12 protein-coding genes and 1 tRNA gene are annotated in these 18,566 nt (G+C 65.6%); 9 read left to right on the top strand and 4 right to left on the bottom strand.

Annotated elements, in window-relative coordinates; genetic code table 11:
* Window positions 1–12 precede the first annotated feature (12 nt).
* From BLS55_RS04155 to BLS55_RS04195, 9 genes are all read left to right on the top strand, one after another.
* A complete protein-coding gene (locus BLS55_RS04155) occupies window positions 13–2,631 on the top strand; it encodes a virulence factor SrfC family protein (RefSeq protein WP_092153132.1) in 2,619 nt (872 codons plus the stop codon).
* A 2-nt stretch (window positions 2,632–2,633) separates the two neighbouring features.
* The gene (locus BLS55_RS04160; RefSeq protein ID WP_092153104.1) at window positions 2,634–3,725 is read left to right on the top strand and encodes an SEL1-like repeat protein; all 1,092 of its coding nucleotides are present in this window, start codon (window positions 2,634–2,636) and stop codon (window positions 3,723–3,725) included.
* A 13-nt stretch (window positions 3,726–3,738) separates the two neighbouring features.
* Window positions 3,739–5,715: a vWA domain-containing protein gene (locus BLS55_RS04165; protein WP_092153105.1), complete on the top strand. Its 1,977-nt coding sequence runs from the start codon at window positions 3,739–3,741 to the stop codon at window positions 5,713–5,715.
* Between the two features lie 31 nt (window positions 5,716–5,746).
* Window positions 5,747–6,571, top strand: coding sequence for an ABC transporter ATP-binding protein (locus BLS55_RS04170; RefSeq protein WP_257243130.1), 825 nt, complete (start codon window positions 5,747–5,749; stop codon window positions 6,569–6,571).
* Complete coding sequence (locus BLS55_RS04175) at window positions 6,571–7,830, top strand: FtsX-like permease family protein (RefSeq protein ID WP_092153107.1); 1,260 nt, start codon at window positions 6,571–6,573, stop codon at window positions 7,828–7,830. Before BLS55_RS04170 ends, BLS55_RS04175 begins: the two co-directional genes overlap by 1 nt.
* Entirely contained in the window at window positions 7,823–9,493 is a 1,671-nt protein-coding gene (locus tag BLS55_RS04180) for a formylglycine-generating enzyme family protein (protein ID WP_092153108.1), read from the top strand. Before BLS55_RS04175 ends, BLS55_RS04180 begins: the two co-directional genes overlap by 8 nt.
* Before the next feature lie 252 nt (window positions 9,494–9,745).
* Window positions 9,746–10,651: an NAD(P)-dependent oxidoreductase gene (locus BLS55_RS04185; protein ID WP_092153109.1), complete on the top strand. Its 906-nt coding sequence runs from the start codon at window positions 9,746–9,748 to the stop codon at window positions 10,649–10,651.
* 171 nt (window positions 10,652–10,822) lie between these two features.
* A complete protein-coding gene (locus BLS55_RS04190) occupies window positions 10,823–12,937 on the top strand; it encodes an alpha amylase C-terminal domain-containing protein (RefSeq protein WP_092153110.1) in 2,115 nt (704 codons plus the stop codon).
* A gap of 483 nt (window positions 12,938–13,420) precedes the next feature.
* A tRNA-Pro gene (locus BLS55_RS04195) sits at window positions 13,421–13,497 on the top strand.
* Window positions 13,498–13,737: 240 nt separating this feature from the next.
* On the opposite strand, the gene BLS55_RS04200 is transcribed toward BLS55_RS04195, so the two are convergent.
* The 4 genes from BLS55_RS04200 to BLS55_RS04215 all read right to left on the bottom strand — a co-directional run bounded on the left by BLS55_RS04200 (window position 13,738) and on the right by BLS55_RS04215 (window position 18,526).
* A complete protein-coding gene (locus BLS55_RS04200; protein WP_092153111.1) occupies window positions 13,738–14,274 on the bottom strand; it encodes a hypothetical protein in 537 nt (178 codons plus the stop codon).
* A 93-nt stretch (window positions 14,275–14,367) separates the two neighbouring features.
* Window positions 14,368–15,534 carry a sulfite exporter TauE/SafE family protein gene (locus BLS55_RS04205; protein ID WP_092153112.1) on the bottom strand — a complete coding sequence of 389 codons (1,167 nt, stop codon included), beginning with the start codon at window positions 15,532–15,534 and terminating at the stop codon, window positions 14,368–14,370.
* Window positions 15,535–15,937: 403 nt separating this feature from the next.
* Window positions 15,938–16,396 carry a 4Fe-4S dicluster domain-containing protein gene (locus tag BLS55_RS04210; protein ID WP_092153113.1) on the bottom strand — a complete coding sequence of 153 codons (459 nt, stop codon included), beginning with the start codon at window positions 16,394–16,396 and terminating at the stop codon, window positions 15,938–15,940.
* A 27-nt stretch (window positions 16,397–16,423) separates the two neighbouring features.
* The gene (locus BLS55_RS04215; RefSeq protein ID WP_092153114.1) at window positions 16,424–18,526 is read right to left on the bottom strand and encodes a molybdopterin-dependent oxidoreductase; all 2,103 of its coding nucleotides are present in this window, start codon (window positions 18,524–18,526) and stop codon (window positions 16,424–16,426) included.
* Between the last annotated feature and the right edge of the window lie 40 nt (window positions 18,527–18,566).

Below are 18,566 nucleotides of genomic sequence, written 5' to 3' on the forward strand. Positions count from 1 at the left end.
ATGGGGAACGACATGCAACAGCAGGATAGCGAACTGGCGCGGCACTGCCGCCAACTGGCTGAATCCGCCCGGCAAGCCGGAACCTGGCTTGCGGATAACGCCGCCCTGGTGGGCGGCGAACGCGCGGCTCTGCAAAAGGACACCCGCCAGGCGGCCCGCTTTTTCGGCAAGTGCGAGCAGGCGGCCCTGCGCAAAATGTGCGTGGGCGTCTTTGGCCCCAGCCAATCGGGCAAGTCCTACCTCATCTCCGCTCTGGCCAGCAACGCCGCAGGCGTTCTGCTGGCCGACTTTCACGGAGAGGCCCACGACTTCATCAAAGAAATAAACCCGGAAGGCGGCAAGGAATCCACAGGGCTCGTCACCCGCTTTACCACCACCCCGCCTCCCGGCGTCAGCGTGGATTATCCCATCCGCCTGCGCCTGCTCTCTGAAACGGACGTGGCCCGCGTGCTGGCCAATACCTACTATGCCGACTGCGACCACAAGGACGCCCCCGACGCCGACGCTCTGCGCGCAAGCCTGGAGGCCCTGGCCACCCGCGCCGCCGCCTCTCCCCTGCCCGGCGGGCTGAGCGACGACGACGTGGAAGAGCTCCGGGACTATGTGCAGAAGAATTTCGCCTCCCGTCCGCGCGTGCAGCTGCTCCAGAACGGCTACTGGGCGCGGGCCGTGGAGCTTGCCCCCCGGCTGGATCTGGACGGCCGCGCCGCGCTGCTGGGCCTGATCTGGGACAACGTGCCGCAGTTCCAGGCGGTTTATCTGGAGCTCTGTGCAGCCCTGCACGGGCTCGGCAACCCCGCAGAAGCCTTCTGCCCGCGCGAGGCTCTTATCCCGCGTGAAAACAGCATTATCGACGTGGCCCGTCTGCACGGCCTGGGCGCGCCCGCCGGGGACGATACCCTGTCCATTGCCACTGCGGAGGGCCGCAGCGCGCGCCTGCCCCGGGCCGTGGTCACGGCCCTCACGGCAGAAATCACCATCTACATGCGCGAAAAGCCAGACGATTTCTTTGACTACACCGATCTGCTGGACTTCCCCGGCTACCGGGCGCGCTACAAGTTCACCAATCTGCGCGAAGCCCTGGAAACCAAACGCGAAACCCTCAAGGAGCTCTTCCTGCGCGGCAAGGTGGCCTATCTTTTTGAACGCTACCGGGAGGAAAAAGAGCTCACCAGCATGCTCCTCTGCATCGGGCCCAGCACCCAGGAGGTGCAGGACCTGCCCCAGGCCGTCTATGAATGGATCTGCTCCACCCACGGGGAGCGGCCCGAAATGCGCGCGGGCAAGCCCCCGGCCCTGTTCTTCGTCCTCACCAAGATGGACATGGAGTTTGAAAAAAAAGCCGGTTCCCCCTCGGTGGAAACCCGCTGGACCACGCGCCTGGAGTCCTCCCTGGTCAACTTCTTCGGCCAGATGCACGACTGGCCGCAGAACTGGGACGGCACGCAGCCTTTCAACAACGTTTTTCTGCTGCGCAACCCCAACTTCCTGTGCGAGGCCATCTTCACCTACGACCAACGGCGGGAAACCGGCATCCGCCCAGAGCAGCAGGCCTTTGTGGAGGAAGTCCGCCGCGCCTTCCTCCAGTCCCCCCTGGTGCAGCGCCATGTGGCCCAGCCGGAGGCGGTCTGGCAGGCGGCCATGACCCTCAACGACGGCGGCGTGTCCCTGCTGCGGGAGCGCCTGCGGCCCCTGTGCAATCCGGAGCTCAAACGCCGCCAGATCGCCGTAAGCCTTGCGGAACGCTGCGCCCGGCTGCGTACGGCCCTTGCCCCTTTCTACCGCCCTGACGACCGGGAAGAACTGCGCCGCCAGAAGGAGCAGCTGGCCCGCAGCCTGGCTGTGCTGCTGGCCGGCGTGGCGGAAAAACAGCTCTTCGGCGCTTTTCTGCGCCGCCTCCAGGTGCGGGACGAAGACCTCTACGAGCTGTGCTGCAACGCCTGGCAGAGCCCGGTTGCGGGTGAGGCCCCGCCCGCCCCGGTGGTGGGCACCCGCGTGGCCGCCAGCGACATTCTGAGCGATATTTTCGGCGATGCGGCCCCGGCCGCCCCCAAGGAGGAACACGCCGCCCCGGCCAGAGACACGGCAGGCGTATTCGCCGCCACAGTGCTGGACCATTGGATTGAACGGCTGCGCCAGTTCGGCGGCGGCGCGGAAATCCGCACCCTGTTCGACCTGCCCGCGCGGGAGGTGGACCAGCTCTGCCATGAGCTCATCCAGGCCGCCGCCCGCTGCCGCCTGCGGGAAACCCTGGAGGCCGAGCTGCGCCGCAACACGGCCTACGGCAACCTGGCCAGGGAACGTCAGGTCTGGAAGCAGGTCAGCCTGGCGGCGGACGCCATCAACGCCTTTGTGGACTGGCTGGGCTTTGACCCCCGCAACAAAAGCCGCGCCGAGCGCACCCTCCAGCTGGGCGGCAAAGCCGTAAGCCTGTTCGACCCGCCGCCGGACGTCGTGGGCGAGCCCCGCATCGGGGAGCAGGAAGCCCCCTACGACCGCCTCTGGTATACGGACTGGCTGCGCGCCTTGGTGGCCAACATCCTGGCCAATGTGGATTTTGACGGCCAGCAGAGCGTGAACCCGGAACAAAACAACCGCCTGCGCGACATTTTGCAGGCTTTCAAGGATTGAGCATGCGCGCCACCATCACTGCCGATGCCAGACGCGGCCCTGGCTACGCCACCATTGTCGTCGCCGAGGCCCCGGAAAGCGCCGGGCCGGAATTTCTTCTCCGGCGGGCCTCGGACCAGAAAAGCCTGACAACCAGCGGCTGGCAGGAAAACGAAACCCGCCTCAGCCCGGAGAGCTGGGATCGTCCGGACGCCGCAACCCTGCGCCTGCAGGTGGGCCCCGGCGTGGTGGACGCCCTGGACGACCTGGACGCCTACCGGCTCACCCTTGCCAATGCCGCGCCCTGCGTGCTGGAGGTGGGGCCGCTGGCGTACTCCCCCATGCGCGGCGGGCACGGTCTGGGCGAGGCCGTTGCCGCGCAGATGCCGGAAGAGCCGCCCCTGGAGGTTCCGGCCGAAGAACCGGAGGCGCCGGCAACGGAAGGCCTGACCGCGCCGGACGCGCCGCCCCTGGCCCTGGATCCGCAGCCGCCCGCCCGCAGCCGCGGCCCGTTCCTGCTGCTTCTGGCCCTGCTGCTCCTGGCAGTGCTGGGCTTTGCCCTGTGGTGGTTTGTGCTGCGCACGCCCGCCACGCCGCCAATGACAGCCCCCGGCGCCGGCGCAGAGGCCGGAACGGCCGCTGCCCCCCAGACGCCGGGGCAGGACGCCGCAAAGCAAAACGCCGCAACACCGAATGCTGCGGGCCCAAACGCCGGAGGCCAGACGCCGCCCCAGCAGTCGCCCCTGCGCATGGCCCGAGAGCTGCTGCGCGGCCAGGCCCAGCCGGAGCAAAGTCTGGAGGCGGCCAAACCCCTGCGCACGGCCCAGGCAAGCCCGGAACAGAGCGACGCTGCCTTCCTGCTGCTGGAAGATGCGGCCCAGAAGGGCAATGCCGCGGCCATGTATATGGTGGCCCAGTTTTATGACCCGCAAAGCTCCCTGCCGCGCGGCAGTCTGCCCGTGGATCTGACCCAGGCCAAGCGCTGGTATGAAGCCGCCCTGCAAAAAGGCCAGGCCGAGGCCCGCCCGGCTCTGGAAGCCCTGCGCGCCTATGCCCGGGCACAGGCGGACAAAGGCGACGCCGAAGCCGCCGCCCTGCTGCAGGGCTGGAAATAAGCGAGGAAACGCCATGCATTTTCTTCTCTGTTCCGTGCGGCGGACCTGTTGTCTGCTGTTGCTGGCAGCGACCGCCCTGCTGGCGGCCACGCCGCCGACCGCCGCCGCCCCCCTGCTGCAGGAGGGTAAAAAAAGCCTCTACCAGCGAGTGGTCAGCCACCCCGGCGCAACCCTGCTGGCCGAACCCAAGGCCGATGCCGCCGTGCTGACCAAGGCGGTAACGCCGTTCACCGTGTTCTACGTCTATGCCCGACAGGAGGGCTGGCTTCAGGTGGGCGTTTCCGTCACCCAGCCCCAGGGCTGGCTGGAAGCGGCCAAAACCACAGCCTGGAACCAGTCCCTGACGCTGCTCTTCACCCCGCGCACGGGGCGCGACCCGGTGCTCTTTTTCCGCACCCGGCAGGCTCTGGACGATCTCTGCGCCGCGCCGGACATGGAAAACCGCCTGGCCGGGCTGGAAAAACAGGCCGCCGACCTGCGCGCCCGCAACGCCGCCCTGCCGGAAAACCTGCCCATTGTGGCCGCCGAACCGGCGGACGCTGCCGGGGCCGTCTCCGAAAAGCGCTTCTACCTCATGCCTATTCTGGACATGCAGGATCCGTATGCGGGCGTCAAATTTCTCCAGGTGGCCTCCATTGATCCCGGCACAGCGGGCAAAACCGGCGCAGCCCCCGCGGGCCCGCCCAAGACGGGCATCGCCCTGGTGCTGGACACCAGCATTTCCATGAAGCCGTATATTGACCAGAGCCTCAATGTGGTGCGCCAGATCTACAACCGCATTGAAAAAAGCAACCTGGCCGACAAGGTGGGCTTTGCCGTGGTGGCCTTCCGCAGCAGCACCAAGGCCACGCCGGGCCTGGAATACACGACCAGGGTGGTCAGCGACTTCGCCACGGCCAAAGACCGCAAAGGCCTGGAGGACAACCTCGCCAAAGTGCGGGAGGCCACGGTCTCCAGCCACGACTTCAATGAAGATTCCCTGGCGGGCGTGCAAACGGCCGTGCAGTCTCTCAACTGGGGGCCCTACGCCTCCCGGCTTATCCTGCTCATCTCCGACGCCGGGCCGCTCAAAAGTGCGGACCCCTATGCCTCGGTGCGCATGGGCCCCAGCGAGGTCAACGACCTGGCCCGGCAAAAAGGCATCTGGATCACCGCCGTGCACGTCAAAAGCCCCTCCGGCAAGGCCAACCACGCCTATGCGGAACAGAGCTACCGCGCCTTAAGCCGCCTCTCCGGCGAGCGCTCCAACTATCAGGCCGTGGCCGCGCCCACCCCCCAGGCCGGGGCCGCCCAGTTCGCCGCTGTGGCCAGAACCCTGGCCTCCGGCATGCTGGATATGGTCCAGAACACGGCGGCGGGCAAAATCATGACCCGCCCCAAGGACGAAAAACCGCAGAACGAAACGCCCGAAACCGCGGCCGCCCGCATGGCCGCCACCCTGGGCTACGCCATGCAGCTGGAGTATCTGGGCCGCGCGCGGGAAAATCAGGCCCCCAGCGTGGTTAACTCCTGGATTGCGGATATGGATCTGGCCCGCCTGGCCCGCAAGGAGCAGGCACCCAGCGTGGAAGTGGCCGTACTCCTGACCAAAAACCAGCTCAGCGACCTGAGCAGCCAGCTCAAGACCATCATCGACAATGCGGAGCGCACCAAAAAAACCGACGCCCGCGACTTCTTCCAGGGCGTGCTTTCCGCCTCCACCCGCATGGCCCGCGATCCCAACCTGCCCACCCAAGGCAAAACCCTGGCCGAACTGGGCGTGCTGGCAGAGTTTCTGGACGGCCTGCCCTACAAAAGCGACGTCATGCTCCTGCGCGAGGAGGACTGGTACCGCATGAGCGTGGGCGAGCAGACAACCTTCATCAACCGCCTTAAATCCCGTCTGGCCCGCTATGAGGAATACGACCGCGACCGCGCCAACTGGGAGAGCTTCGGCCAGGCCGACGCCGGGGAGTGGGTCTACCGTGTGCCCCTGCGCATGCTGCCCTGAAGCCGGAGCCGGTGCTTCGGCCGAGGACTGCGTGTTCCGGCTCCGGCGGGTAATCAAAACCCGCCCCGGCGCGGCCGGCTTTTGCCTGCACATAGACCGGCTTGACGTGCCGCGCGGCGCGCTGCTGGCCCTGACAGGCCCCAGCGGCTGCGGCAAAAGCACGGCGCTGGACCTGCTGGCCTGCGCCCTGCGGCCCGACCCCCCGGCAAGGGAAGGCGGGCCGCAAGGGCCCGCGACAACGCAGGCCCTCTTTGCTTTTGCGCCAGCGCCGGGCGCTGTCACGGACGTGCTGGCCGCCTGGGAGCGCGGCGGCACGGACGCCCTGGCCCGGCTGCGCCTGCGCCACCTGGGTTATGTACTGCAAACCGGCGGGCTGCTGCCTTTTCTCACCGCCGGGGAAAACATCCTCCTGCGCCGTCGCGCCCTGGGGCTTGCGGCTTCCCGCCTGGAAGACCCCCCGGACGCCTTCCAAGACGTGCCGGCCCGGTTGGGCATCGCCCGGCTGCTGGGCCAGCGTCCTGCCACGCTCTCCGTGGGCGAACGCCAGCGCGCGGCCATTGCCGCGGCTTTGGCCCACGGCCCTTCCGTAGTGCTGGCGGACGAGCCCACCGCCGCCCTGGACCCCCTGCACGCCAACGCCGTGCTGCGCCTGCTGGCGCAGCTTGCGCGCGAGCTCAACGTCGCCGTGATCATGGTCACGCACGATGCGGCAGCGGCAGCGGCCGCCGGGTTCACGCCCGTGCCCGTGCGCGTGCACGCCGTGGGGGAGGCGACCCTGGCCCGCATCTGCTGGCCGGAGAATCCGGATCCGGACGCACCGCGGCCTGAAGAATCCAAAGAGGAGGCCCGATCCTGATGGCCCTCCGCATCCGCCGCACCATGCTCTGGCTGGCTTGCCGCGACTATCTGCGCGAGGGCCTGCTCTCGGCCTGCGCCGTGCTGGCCCTGGCCGCCGTGCTCACGCCCCTGCTGGTGCTCTACGGCGTCAAATTCGGCGTGGTGCAGACCCTCACAGAGCGCCTGGAGCACGACCCCCGCACCTTGGAAGTGAGCCCCGCAGCCAGCGGGCGCTTCACCCTGCACGATATTCAAAGTTTTGCCGCCCGCCCCGATGTGGCCTTTGCCCTGCCCCGCACCCGCGCCATTGCCGCCACCATGGATTTGAGCCGCGGCCAGGGCGCGGCCCGCAGAACCGTAACGGCCTCGCTGGAGCCCAGCGCCCTGGGCGATCCGCTGCTGGTCCGCTACAGCGCGACCCCACCCGCCATGCCCGCGCAGCCGGAATCCACGCCTGTGGATGTGACCCTTTCCGCCCCGGCGGCGGAAAAGCTGGGCTGCGGCCAGGGCGACGCGCTGACAGGCACGGTGGAGCGCCGCTACCAGGGGCAGGTGCAGCGGGCCCTGGTGGCCCTGCGCGTGGTCGGCGTTCTGCCCCTGGCCGCCCAGCAGAAAAACGTGGCCTTTGTGCCCCTGGCGCTGGCGGAGGCCGCGGAGGACTACCGCGACGGCCGCGCCGTGCCGGAACTGGGGGCGGCCAGGGGCTGGACCGGCGAGCCGCGCCCCGCGCAAGCCCGCGTCTACCCCGGTTTTCGTCTGTACGCCGCCTCGCTCAAGGCCGTCATGGGCCTGCGGGAATTTTTCGCCGCGCAGCAGCTGGAAGTTTACACCCATGCGGCTGAAATTGAGCAGGTGACGGAGCTTTCCCGCGCGCTGAACGCGGTCTTTGCCCTCATCGGCACGGCCGCCGCCGCGGGCTTTCTGGCTTCCACGGCCAGCAGCGCCCTGGCCGGGGTCAAGCGCAAGGAGCGTCTGCTGGGGCTGCTGCGGCTTATGGGCTTCAGCACCGGCGCGCTGGTGCTCTTCCCCCTGGTGCAGGTTCTGCTTACCGCCCTTCTGGGCACGCTTACGGCTCTGGGCGTCTATGCCGCGGCCGCCGCGGCCATCAACAGCCTTTTTGCCGCCAGCCTTGGAGATATGGAGCAGATCTGCCGCCTGTTGCCCCGGCATGTGCTGCTGGCTTTCGCTCTGACGGCCGGGCTGGCCCTGGCCGCCGCCCTGGGTCCGGCCCTGCGGGCCGCCCGCATTGAGCCCTCGGAGGTCATCCGCGATGTCTGATCTGCGTCCGCGCGTCTGGGTTCTGCTCTGCCTGGCCGTGCTCTTCCTCCTGCCCGCCGCAGCCCAGGCCGCCCTGGAACGCAAAACTGCCGTCAGCGCTGCGGCCGCCTGCAATCCGCAGCCGGACTCCACGGATATTGTGCTGCCCATGCCCTGCGGCCTCAGCATGGTCTTCAAACTTGCGGCCGTGCCCGCCAAAGGCCTGCTCTGGGATATGCCCCTGCGCCCAGGCCTGGACGACAGCGCTCACCAGGACCGCGCCTTTTACGACCGCCGCTACAGCGCCGCCCTTTCCGGCGCGCTGACCCTGGAGGATCTGCCCCCGGCCTGGCGCGCCCAGGCCCCCAAAGGCGAACATTTCTTCTATCTCATCGCCAAGTATGAGGTTTCCAACCTCCAGTGGCGGGCCGTCATGGACCAGGCCTGCCCCAATATCCAGCAGCCCGCCGCCGATGCCGCCCGCCCGGCAACGGACATCAGCTGGTACGACGCCGTGGATTTCACCCGCCGCTACACCGCCTGGCTGTTGCAGAACGCCCCGGAGGCCCTGCCCCATTTTGCCGGCGACGCGCGCAACGTGGGCTTTGTGCGCCTGCCCACGGAAACCGAGTGGGAATACGCGGCGCGCGGCGGGCAGACTGCCGGGGCCCAGCAATTGCTGGACGAAGATTTTTTTGCCCTGCCCGCCGGATCCCGCAAAGCGGACTACGCCGTGTACCGCGCCGCCGCGGGCCCGCAGGCCGAAGCCACGGCCAACATCGGCTCGCGCAAGCCCAATCCCCTGGGCCTCTATGATACGGCGGGCAATGCGGCGGAAATGGCCCTGGACGTCTTCCGCTTTTCCGTGGCCGGGCGGCTGCACGGCTCCGCGGGGGGCTTTGTGCGCAAGGGCGGTTCCTATCTTTCTGACGATGCAGGCATTTTGCCGGGCCGCAGGGAAGAAGCGGCCTTCTTCCTGGCTGACGGCCCGGCCCACGCCCGCGACCTGGGCTTTCGCCCGGTGGTCAGCGGCATCAACACGCCCGGCGGCGACCGCCCGGCGGAGCTTCGGGCTGCCTGGAACAAGGCCGGGGAACAGCCCGTCGCCGCCGAAGCCGCCCGCAATCCTCTGGAGGAGCTGGACCGCCTGCTGGCCGCCGCGCCGGACAAAGCCTCCCGCGACAACCTGCTGCGCCTGCGCGCCACTATCAAGGAAAACAACATCATGCAGGAGCGGCAAAAGCAGCTCGAAGCCCTCTCCCTGCTGCGCACCGGCGTCTACATGATCGAAACCATCCGCAATTACGACAGCCGCCGCAGCAGCCTGCAATCCCAGATCCGGAGCATGCAGCGCGAGGCGGCCTCCGGCAAGGGCGCGGCACTTGAAAAGCTGCGCAGGATATTGGATACTGCCCGTAGAGGGCTGGTCATGCTGGATACCAGCTTTGACAAATCGCTGACCTTTTACCGCAGCAAAGTTGAAGAGACGGCGCGGCTTGCGCCGGACGTGCTGGCCGCCGCCCGCCAATCCCTGGAAAAGGATTTTGTCGGCGAGGATCCCTTCAATCAGAACATGCGGCGAAACCTCGGATTATTCCGCCGCCATGTGGACCTGTTCCGCCAGAACAAGCCCTTGCCGCGTGAGGCCATGCAAAAAGAATTGCTGGAACGACGCTTTCAGTAACAGGCCGCCCCCTGGGCGCACGCCCGGCTTGGAAAGCATCCTGCCTTTGCAGATGCGCGTTCGCCAAGGCAGGCGGGGCGTTCGCCGCAGCGTGCAACCGCGCAGCCTGGCTGCGCTTGCGCCTTTGCGGCCGACGTCTGCCAGCGCAGTCGTCAGAGCATTTCAAGGGTGAAGTGCTTTGAAGCTAGTCCGCGCGACGGGGACGGCAAGGCCGTACCCCGTCTGCGCACCCCGTCTCAAAGGAGTTTGAAAATGGCAGAAAAATTGCGCATCGGCTGGATCGGCACCGGGGTCATGGGCCTCTATATGGCCGGACACTTGCAGGATCTGGGCCTGCCCCTGACCGTCTACAACCGCACCAAGGCCAAGGCCGATCCACTGCTGGCCAAGGGCGCTCAGTGGGCGGATACCCCGCGCGCCGTGGCCGAAGCCTCGGACGTGGTCTTTACCATGGTCAGCTACCCGCGCGACGTGGAGCAGGTCATCCTGGGCGAAACCGGCGTGCTGCCCGGCCTGGCCAAGGGCGGCGTGGTCTGCGACATGAGCACCTCCAGCCCCGTGCTGGCCGAACGCATTGCCGCCGAAGCCCTGAAAAAAGGCTGCCTGGGCATGGACGCCCCGGTGACCGGCGGCGACGTGGGCGCGCGCGAGGGCACGCTCTCTATCTTTGTGGGCGGCGACAAAGGCGGCTACGAACGCCTGCTGCCCTGCTTCGAGGCCATGGGCAAAAAAATCCTGCTCTGCGGCCCCGCGGGCATGGGGCAACGGGCCAAGCTCGCCAACCAGATCGCCATTGCCGGCGTTATGTTCAGCATCTGCGAATCCTTCCTCTTCGCGCAGCAGGCCGGGCTGGACGTGCCCCAGTGGAAAGAGCTGGTGGCCGTGGGCTCCGGCGGCAGTCTGGCCATGAACAACCTGGGCAACCGCATCCTCAAGGGCGACTATGCCCCCGGCTTCTTTATTGACCACTTCATCAAAGACCTGGGCCTCTGCCTTGAGGAATGCCGTCGCATGAAGCTCGTCCTGCCCGGCACCGCCGCGGCCGATGAGGTGTACCGCATCATGCAGGCCAAGGGCCAGGGCAGCAAAGGCACGCAGGCTCTGATCGAATGCCTGGCCGACATCTCCGGCAAAACCTGGAAACCCTGCTGCAAGTAACCAATGCCCCAAGGGATGGGGCCCGCTCCCCATCCCTTATTTCAGGCCGCGGTTGCAGCCCGCCGCGGCAGGCCTCCGGCCCGAAGCCGAAGCAAAAAATCCGTCTGTTGGCAGCCAGAGCCCCGTTTTTGCGCCCTCCTCTTCCGGGCGAACCTCTGCCCCGCAGTTGCCATGCCGACACCACCCCCCTGCCGTCCCCCCGGCGATCTTCCCGGCAATCCCTTTGCCGACCCTGCGCTGGAGCCTTACCAGCCTTTTCTGCAACGCCGCAGCCGCCGCTTTGCCGCCGAGGCGGAGCGCATCCGCAGCCGCTACGGTTCCCTGCGGGCCTATGCCGACCTGCACTGCACCCTGGGCCCGCACCTGGTGCGCACGCCGGGGGAAGGCCGCATCTGGCGCTGGCGGGAGTACCTGCCCCAGGCCGAGGCCGTCTGGCTGGTGACGGACAAAGGCCGCTTCCAGCGCCACGCCCGCTGCCGCTTCCAGCGGCGGGCCGGAGATATTTTTGAGCTGATCCTGCCTGAAACCGCCCTAGAACACGGCAGCTATGTGGAGCTGCGCATCCAGCCGCGTGCGGCCGCGGCAGCCGGAGGCGCAGCCCAGGATTCCGTAGCTCAGGACGCCGCAGCCCAGAACGCCGGAGCCGCCGGGCGCACGCTCAAGCGCGTGCCGGCCTTTGCCCGCTGGGTGGAGCAGGACGCGATCACGCCCACCCAGTGGTGCGCCCGCATCTGGCGGCCGGAGCAGCCCTACCGCTTCCGTTGCCGCCGCCCGCCGCGCGTACTTTTTCCGCGCATTTATGAAGCCCATGTGGGCATGGCCCAGGCAGATACGGCCCACCACGGCGAAAGCGTGGGCAACTATACGGATTTTATCCAGGAGGTGCTGCCCCGCATCAAGGCGGACGGCTACACCGCCGTGCAGCTCATGGGGGTTCTGGAGCATCCGCTCTACCGCTCTTTCGGCTACCAGGTCAGCAGTTATTTTGCGCCCACCTCCCGCTGCGGTACGCCGGACCAGTTCAAAGCCCTGGTGGACGCCGCCCACGGCCTGGGCCTGGCTGTGCTGCTGGATATCCCTCACGGCCACGCCTGCCCCAATACGGAACAAGGCCTCGCCGCCTATGACGGCAGCCGCTATTTTTTTAAGCCGCAGTACAACCAGTGGGGCACGCCCGCCTTTGACTTCAGCCAGGAGCTGGCCCGGCGGTTTCTGCTCTCCAACTGCCGGTACTGGCTGGAAGAATTTCGCGTGGACGGGTTCCGCTTCGACGCCGTGGGCAATATCCTCTATCTGGATCATGGTCTGGACGACGATTTCTCCCATGTGGGGCGCTGCTTTTACGGCAAGGACAACCAGCCCCGCGCTGATGTGGACGGCGAGCTCTATCTCTGCCTGGCCAATGCCCTGACCCACGAGATATATCCGGGGGCCGTCACCATTGCCGAGGAATTTTCCGGCATGCCTGGGCTGACCTGCCCGCCGGAAGAAGGCGGCCTGGGCTTTGACTGCCGCTTTGCCATGGGCATTCCCGACTACTGGGCCCACTGCGTGCAAAACCCGCGCGATATGGGCAGCCTGTGGCACGAGATGACCAACCACCGACCCTATGACCGCACCGTCAGCTATGTGGAGTGCCACGACCAATGCATCAACGGGGAGGACGCCATGATCTGGCGGCTCCTGGGCCCGGCCATGTACACCGGCATGAGCCGGGATGCGGACGATTGGAAGATCTCGCGCGGGCTGGCTTTTTACCGCCTCATGCGCTTTATTACCCTGGCTGCGGCCGATGCGGGCTACCTCAACTTCATGGGCAACGAATTCGGCCACCCGGAATGGCTGGACGCAGCAGCCCACGCCCACCGCCAGTGGCGGCTGGCCGACCGGAAGGACCTCAAATACGCTGCCTTAGCCGCCTGGGACAAAGCCCAGATGCTGGAGCTGGTGCGGCCTTTTTTGCAGGACTTTGGCGCAAGCCCCCTCTTCCGCTACATCCATGAGGACAAACGCCTGCTGGCCTTTGAGCGGGGCGGGCTGCTCTTCGCTTTCAATTTTCATGAACTTGCGGCTCAGGACGACGTGACCTTTGCCGTGACGCCGGGCCGCTATGTGGAGCTGCTTTCCTCGGACGAGCCGCGCTTTGCGGGCCACGGCAACCTGGATCCCCGCGCCCGCCCTACGGAACACCTTACCCGGCCCTGCGGCCTCCTGCCCCATGCGGGGCTGGGGGACATCACCCTCTACCTGCCGCCCCTGGTGGGCCTGGCCCTGTGCCGGAGCTGAATGGCCGGGCCGGACGCGCCGCAGGTCGCGCGGCGAGACAAGAACGCCGGTATTGCAACGTTGCAATGCCGTGGCGGCTGCGTGAGCAGACATACGCCGGAGGTGGAGACATAGGCGCAATGTATTTCGCTGTTGAGCGCCAAAACGAGCGTGCCGTACCCTTTGAGAAGGCATGTTCTCAGCGGAAATCTGCTCTGATGGGGCACGCGGTAAGCCAAGAGCTGACGGAATGCGCGGCGCAATTGGTCTGAACGGCCGAAGGGCCGGCCGGAGCCGCAAAACCGGCCGAACGGCCAAGGCGGACAGGCTGAAGCTGCAAAGCCGAAGATGCGCTGGCAGGCGGCGCTGCGAAACCGGAGCGACAAGTCAGCCTGGGCCAGGGCCGCACGACCAGAAGGGACAGACACCGCACGAAGGATTTTGCTTTTTTTCTGAAATTTTCTTGACACTCGGCCGGTTGCCGCGTAAGTACTCTTTCTGCGTCGGGATGTAGCGCAGTCTGGGAGCGCACTTGAATGGGGTTCAAGGGGTCGAAGGTTCAAATCCTTTCATCCCGACCAGCTTTAAAAAGCAAATGAAAATGGCCGTTTAGGGTAACACCTGAACGGCCTTTTTCTTTATCCTTGCGCCAAATTTAGAGCATTTCAACGTTGAAATGCCCTGGCGGCTGCGCGAGCAGACGCCCGCTGCAGAGGCGTAAGCGCAATTTATTTGCGCTGTTAAGCGCCGAAATGAGCGTGCCTTAAACTTTGAGAATGCCTGTTCTCAAAGTTAATCTGCTCTAAGGCGGTCCCCGTTCTTCAGGCTTGCGGCGCGTGCAGTTGCGGCGCGGGGCGACCGGGGCGCAGGCGTCGCCAGATGCGGGTGGAAAGCATGCGCAAGGGGATGTAGAGGATAAGGAACCAGAACACCATGCCCGGCTTGTTGCCGAAAAGGGGCAGGGAGAACGGGAGGACGGGGCTGACCTCACCGAAGCGCAGCTGCATCCAGGCCAGAGTGAGAGGCACAGGCCAGAGTGAGGCCACGAAGAGCGCGCCGCTGAGGGAAAAATAGTAGCCGAAGGCTTCGTGCCCTTGCCGGTTGACGGCCTTGAAGGTTTCTTTGCTGCCGCCTTGCAGAGCGGTTTCACCCAGTTGGTTGTAGTGCTGCATGGCGTTCTGGTATTTTTCCAGACGTTTTCCGTGCATGCGCAGGGCGAGGTTAAGGGTGCAGACGCCAGCCACGGCAGCCAGCAGGGCCAGCGTAGCTGTGCCCAGCAGGTAGGCGGCCACGGGCTCCGCCACCAGGCGGTAGGGAAGGACAAAAAAACCGTCAAGCCAGATAAGCAATGCTTTCATTGGAGATTCCGGGATGCAAAACCGGGGCGGCGGGCAAGGCCATGCCGTTTGCCCGCCGTCCCCTTGTTGCGCGCCGCGGCGCGACAGTCGTTGCTAGCCGAAGATCCGGTAGTTGAAGAAGCCGCGCAGCACATAGTCAACGCCCACATAAAGGGCCAACAGGATGAAGATGCGCTTCAGCCAGAGATCAGAGAAAAAGCGGGAGGTGTAGGGGCCCACAATGGAGCCCACGGCCACGCCGGCCAGCTCAATGCCCACCAGCTGCCAGTCCACCATAACGCCGTGGAGCATCAGGGTGGTGATGCCGGTGATCATGCTCACGAGCACGGCCAGGGCTGAGGTGCCGGCGGCCAGATACATGGGCAGCTGGGTCACGCTGGTGATGAAGGGCACCAGCAGGAAGCCGCCGCCCACGCCGAGGAAGGCCGCGATGCTGGCGATGACCAGGCCGCCCAGGAAGGGCAGCAGCGGGTTGAACGAAAATTCCACGCCGCAGAAAGTAAACTGGCAGATGGTAGGCGTGAATTTGAGGATCTGCACGCCCGTGGGGGCCGCGCCGCCGTCGGTTTTCTTGCTTTTGACTGCGGCTTCAAAGGCCTTGGCCGCTTCCTTGGCCTTGCTTTTGGAGCGCTGACCGGCGGGGGAAGTTTCCCAGGTAAGGTACAGGCCAAGCATCAGCACAAAAATGCCGAAATAGCCCTGGTAGGACGAGAAGTTCAGCTTGCCGGCCGTGAGGGTGGCGGAACCAAACGCGCCGAGGATGGAGCCGAGGCCCAGGGCAATGCCCAGGGGCAGCACCAGGCGCTTCATGCGGTAGTAGGTAAAGGTGCTGATGACGGAGGAAAGCCCCACCAGCATCTGGTTGGAGGCGCGCACGGAATCCGTGATCGTGGAGTTGAGCGGCGCGTTCATCAGTTTGCCGTCGGCATTCATGATTTTGGGGAAGGACTTGGCGTAAGCGCCCAGGCCGTAAACGCTCATGTGCCCCACGGCGGCCATAACGCCGCCAAAGGCCCCCACGGTGGAGAAAATCCAGCCCACCCACAGGGCCCAGCCGAAGGCCAGCAGCGTGCCTACATGCGGGCCGCCGGGAATGCCCAGGTATCCGGGCGCTGCATTGACCTGCACGCTTTCGGGCGCAACGGCCAGTTGTTTGGCGATGGCGGCGCTGATGCCGTCCCCGCCCGCGGCAAAAGCCTGCCCTGCCATAAGAAGCAGAAACAGGGTGGTAATGCCCAGGACGACTTTTTTGCGGTTCATAAAAAACGACCTCCTCGAGTTAGCGTGATTCGGCGCGGGCGTCGGGCCACACGGCACCGGTCCCTTTGCGCGCCTGCGCCGCCGTTCCCGCCCGTCCCTTCCGCCGCGCTTGCTGCCGTTGCGCGCGGCGACGACGGGCTGACGCCGACGCTTTGGTCTTCATAATGATGGGGCATATGTAGGACATATGCCGCTATTGCAAAGCAAGAAACGTTTTGCCGCCCAGCGCCGGCCATGCCCGGCCAAAGCCGCCGCCCTAGAGCAGATTACCTTTGAGAACAGGCCTTCTCAACATTTACGGCGCGCTTGTTTCGGCGCTTAACAGCGCAAATAAATTGCGCTTACGCCTCCACAGCGGGCGTCTGCCCACGCCGCCGCCAGGGCATTTCAAAGTTGAAACGCCCTAATGGGGTGCGGCAGCGTCCGCGGAGGCAAAGTGCAGGCACCCCATGGCGCAGGTGGCCACACAGGCCGGTTCCAGACCATGGTCGATACGGTCCTTGCACAGGTCGCATTTTTCCACTTTGCCGCTGCGGGGGTTCCAAACGGGGATATGCCACGGGCAGGCCTCAACGCAGGCCTTGCAGCCGTCGCAGAGTGCGGCTTCCAAGTAGACAAGCCCGTCAGGACGCGCGCGCATGGCCCCGGTGGGACAGGCGGGCACGCATTTGGGCTTTTTGCAATGGAAACAAGCCAGATAGGAATACTCCACCGCGTGGGGCCGCGCCTTCTGACGCTGCACCTCGCGGATATGACAAAACGGGCTGACGATCTGGTCGCCATGGATGCTGCGGCACTGCACTTCACAGGCTTTACAGCCTATGCATTCCGCATGGATATGTGTGATGCCGACTTTGCTCATGCTTTGTCTCCAGCGTGGCGAAACAACTCAAAACGCAACTTTTTCCAGCGTGACAAAATGCTCCTGCAAGGAGAGGCCGCCGCCGGCCGCATCCTCCATAGTCAGCCCGCCGCGCAGGCAGAGGCTGTCGGAAACGCCCTTGTGAAAAGCCCGGCTTTCACATGACAGCTTATGCCCAAAACCGTGCACCACAAACAGGGCCTCAGGGTGGATCAGGTCCGTAACCTTGATGCCCACCTCGCCCATGCTGACGCCTTTGGCGTCCAGCACGCGCACCCGATCGCCGGGGGCAAGCCCGGCGGCTTTGGCGCGTTGGGTATGGATCCAGGCGGTATTTTCCGGCATCTGTTCGAAAAGCAGGGGATTGTTGACCGTATGCCCCTGGGTGTGCACGGCGGCCCGGCCGAAGGTAATGCGAAAGGCGTCGGGCGGCGGCGGTGTGGGGGCAGTATAGGGCTGCAGCATAGGCAGCCCGGCCTTGGCCCCGTAGCCCGTGCTGGCAAGCTCAATCTTGCCGGAGGCCGTAGGAATCTTCAGGGTCTTGAGGTCCGCGTACAGGGGATCCCTGGTCAAGGAGACAAAGCCCTTGGCGTCAAAATCCGTTATGCTCAGGCCCGTGCCCTGAAGCTGGTAGTTCCAGACGTCTTCCACGCTGGAGAATGCCAGAGCGTCCAGGCCCAGCCGCCGGGCCAGACCGCTGATGATCTCCCAATCGGCCCTGCTGTCAAATTTGGGCCGCACGGCCTGGCGGCGGACAAAGAACTGGGGCTTGAGCCCTTTTTTGCCCGCAATGATGCTGTCCCTGGCCAGATAAGTGGAAAGCGGCAGCACCACATCCGCATACCAGGCGGTGTCAGACCAGGAGAAGCTCACGCTTACCAGCAGATCCAGGCCGGAAAAAAGCTCGCGCAGGGCGTCCGGGTCGGGAAAGCCCTGCAAGGGGTCGTGCCGCCAGGCAAAATAAATTTTTACGGGCGGCGTGCCCTCAGGCGCGTTGATGGCCCGAAAGGCCCTGTGCAGCATGCCTTTGCCGGTATCAAAGGCCTTGTTGTCCCGCCCTAAGCCGTCCGCGCGGGGGCATTGGGGGGCGGGATAGAGGTCCGTGAATTTTTTAAGGTCGGGCTTGCCGCAGTCCTTGGGCGTGCGGCCGGGCAAAATGCCGCCCGGCGTGGCAAAACCGCCCAAGAGCGCGGTAATAACCAGCGCGGTGCGGCTCACCTGAAAGGAATCGCTGTAGCGCGAGGTCATCCAGCCGGGGTGCCAGATGACGTGCGGGGCCGCCGCCGCCAGAGCACGCGCAAGATCCTCAATGGCCTGCGCCTCCACGCCACACTCCGCAGCGGCCCAGGCAGGGGTATACGGGGTCACAAAGGCGCGCAGCTCTTCAAACCCGGTGGCGTAGGCGGCCACATAAGCCTTGTCGTAAAGCTCCTGCGCGATAAGCGTGTGGATGACCGCCAGGTTGAAGGCGTAGTCGCTGCCGGGCCGGATGATGAAGACGTTGTCGGCCTTGGAAGCCGTAACCGTATGCCGGATGTCGATGACGGAAAGTTTGCAGCCCCCGCGCAGGGCCCGCATGACCGTGCGCGCCTCGCCCACGTTGATGGCTTCAAAAATATTGCGGGTCTGCAGCACCAGATGCTTGCAGTTGGCGTAGTCGTAAACCATCATGCCCCGCCCGTAGCCGAACACGGCCTTGCAGGCATGGTGGGTGTTCAGGTCGCAGGAGGGGCTGTGCGTGCAGACGTTGGGCGAGCCCAGCCCACGCATGAAAGCCCGGTAAAGGTCGGTAAAGGGGCCTTCCCTGTCCGACCAGAGGACAGTTTCCCTGCCGTATTGTTCCTGCGCGGCGCGCACTTTGCGAGCCACATAGTCCAGAGCCTCGTCCCAGGAAACCTCGCGCCACTTGCCCTCGCCGCGCTCCCCAACGCGAATCAGCGGGCCGTGAGGGCGTTCCGCATCCTCCTCCAGGGCCTTGCCCGCGACGCCGCGCGCGCACAAAGCGCCCTTGAGCGGGCTTTGCCTGTTGCCATAAATCATACTTACGGCGTTGTTGCTTTGCTCCACGGTAATGGGGCAGCGCACGCTGCACATGCCGCAGACGCTGTGGATTTGTTGAACTGCGTCCATGCCGACCTCACGCAATGCTTGCACCAGACCGCTTCAGGCC

The sequence above is a fragment of the Desulfovibrio legallii genome, from assembly GCF_900102485.1.
GTDB lineage: Bacteria > Desulfobacterota > Desulfovibrionia > Desulfovibrionales > Desulfovibrionaceae > Desulfovibrio > Desulfovibrio legallii_A.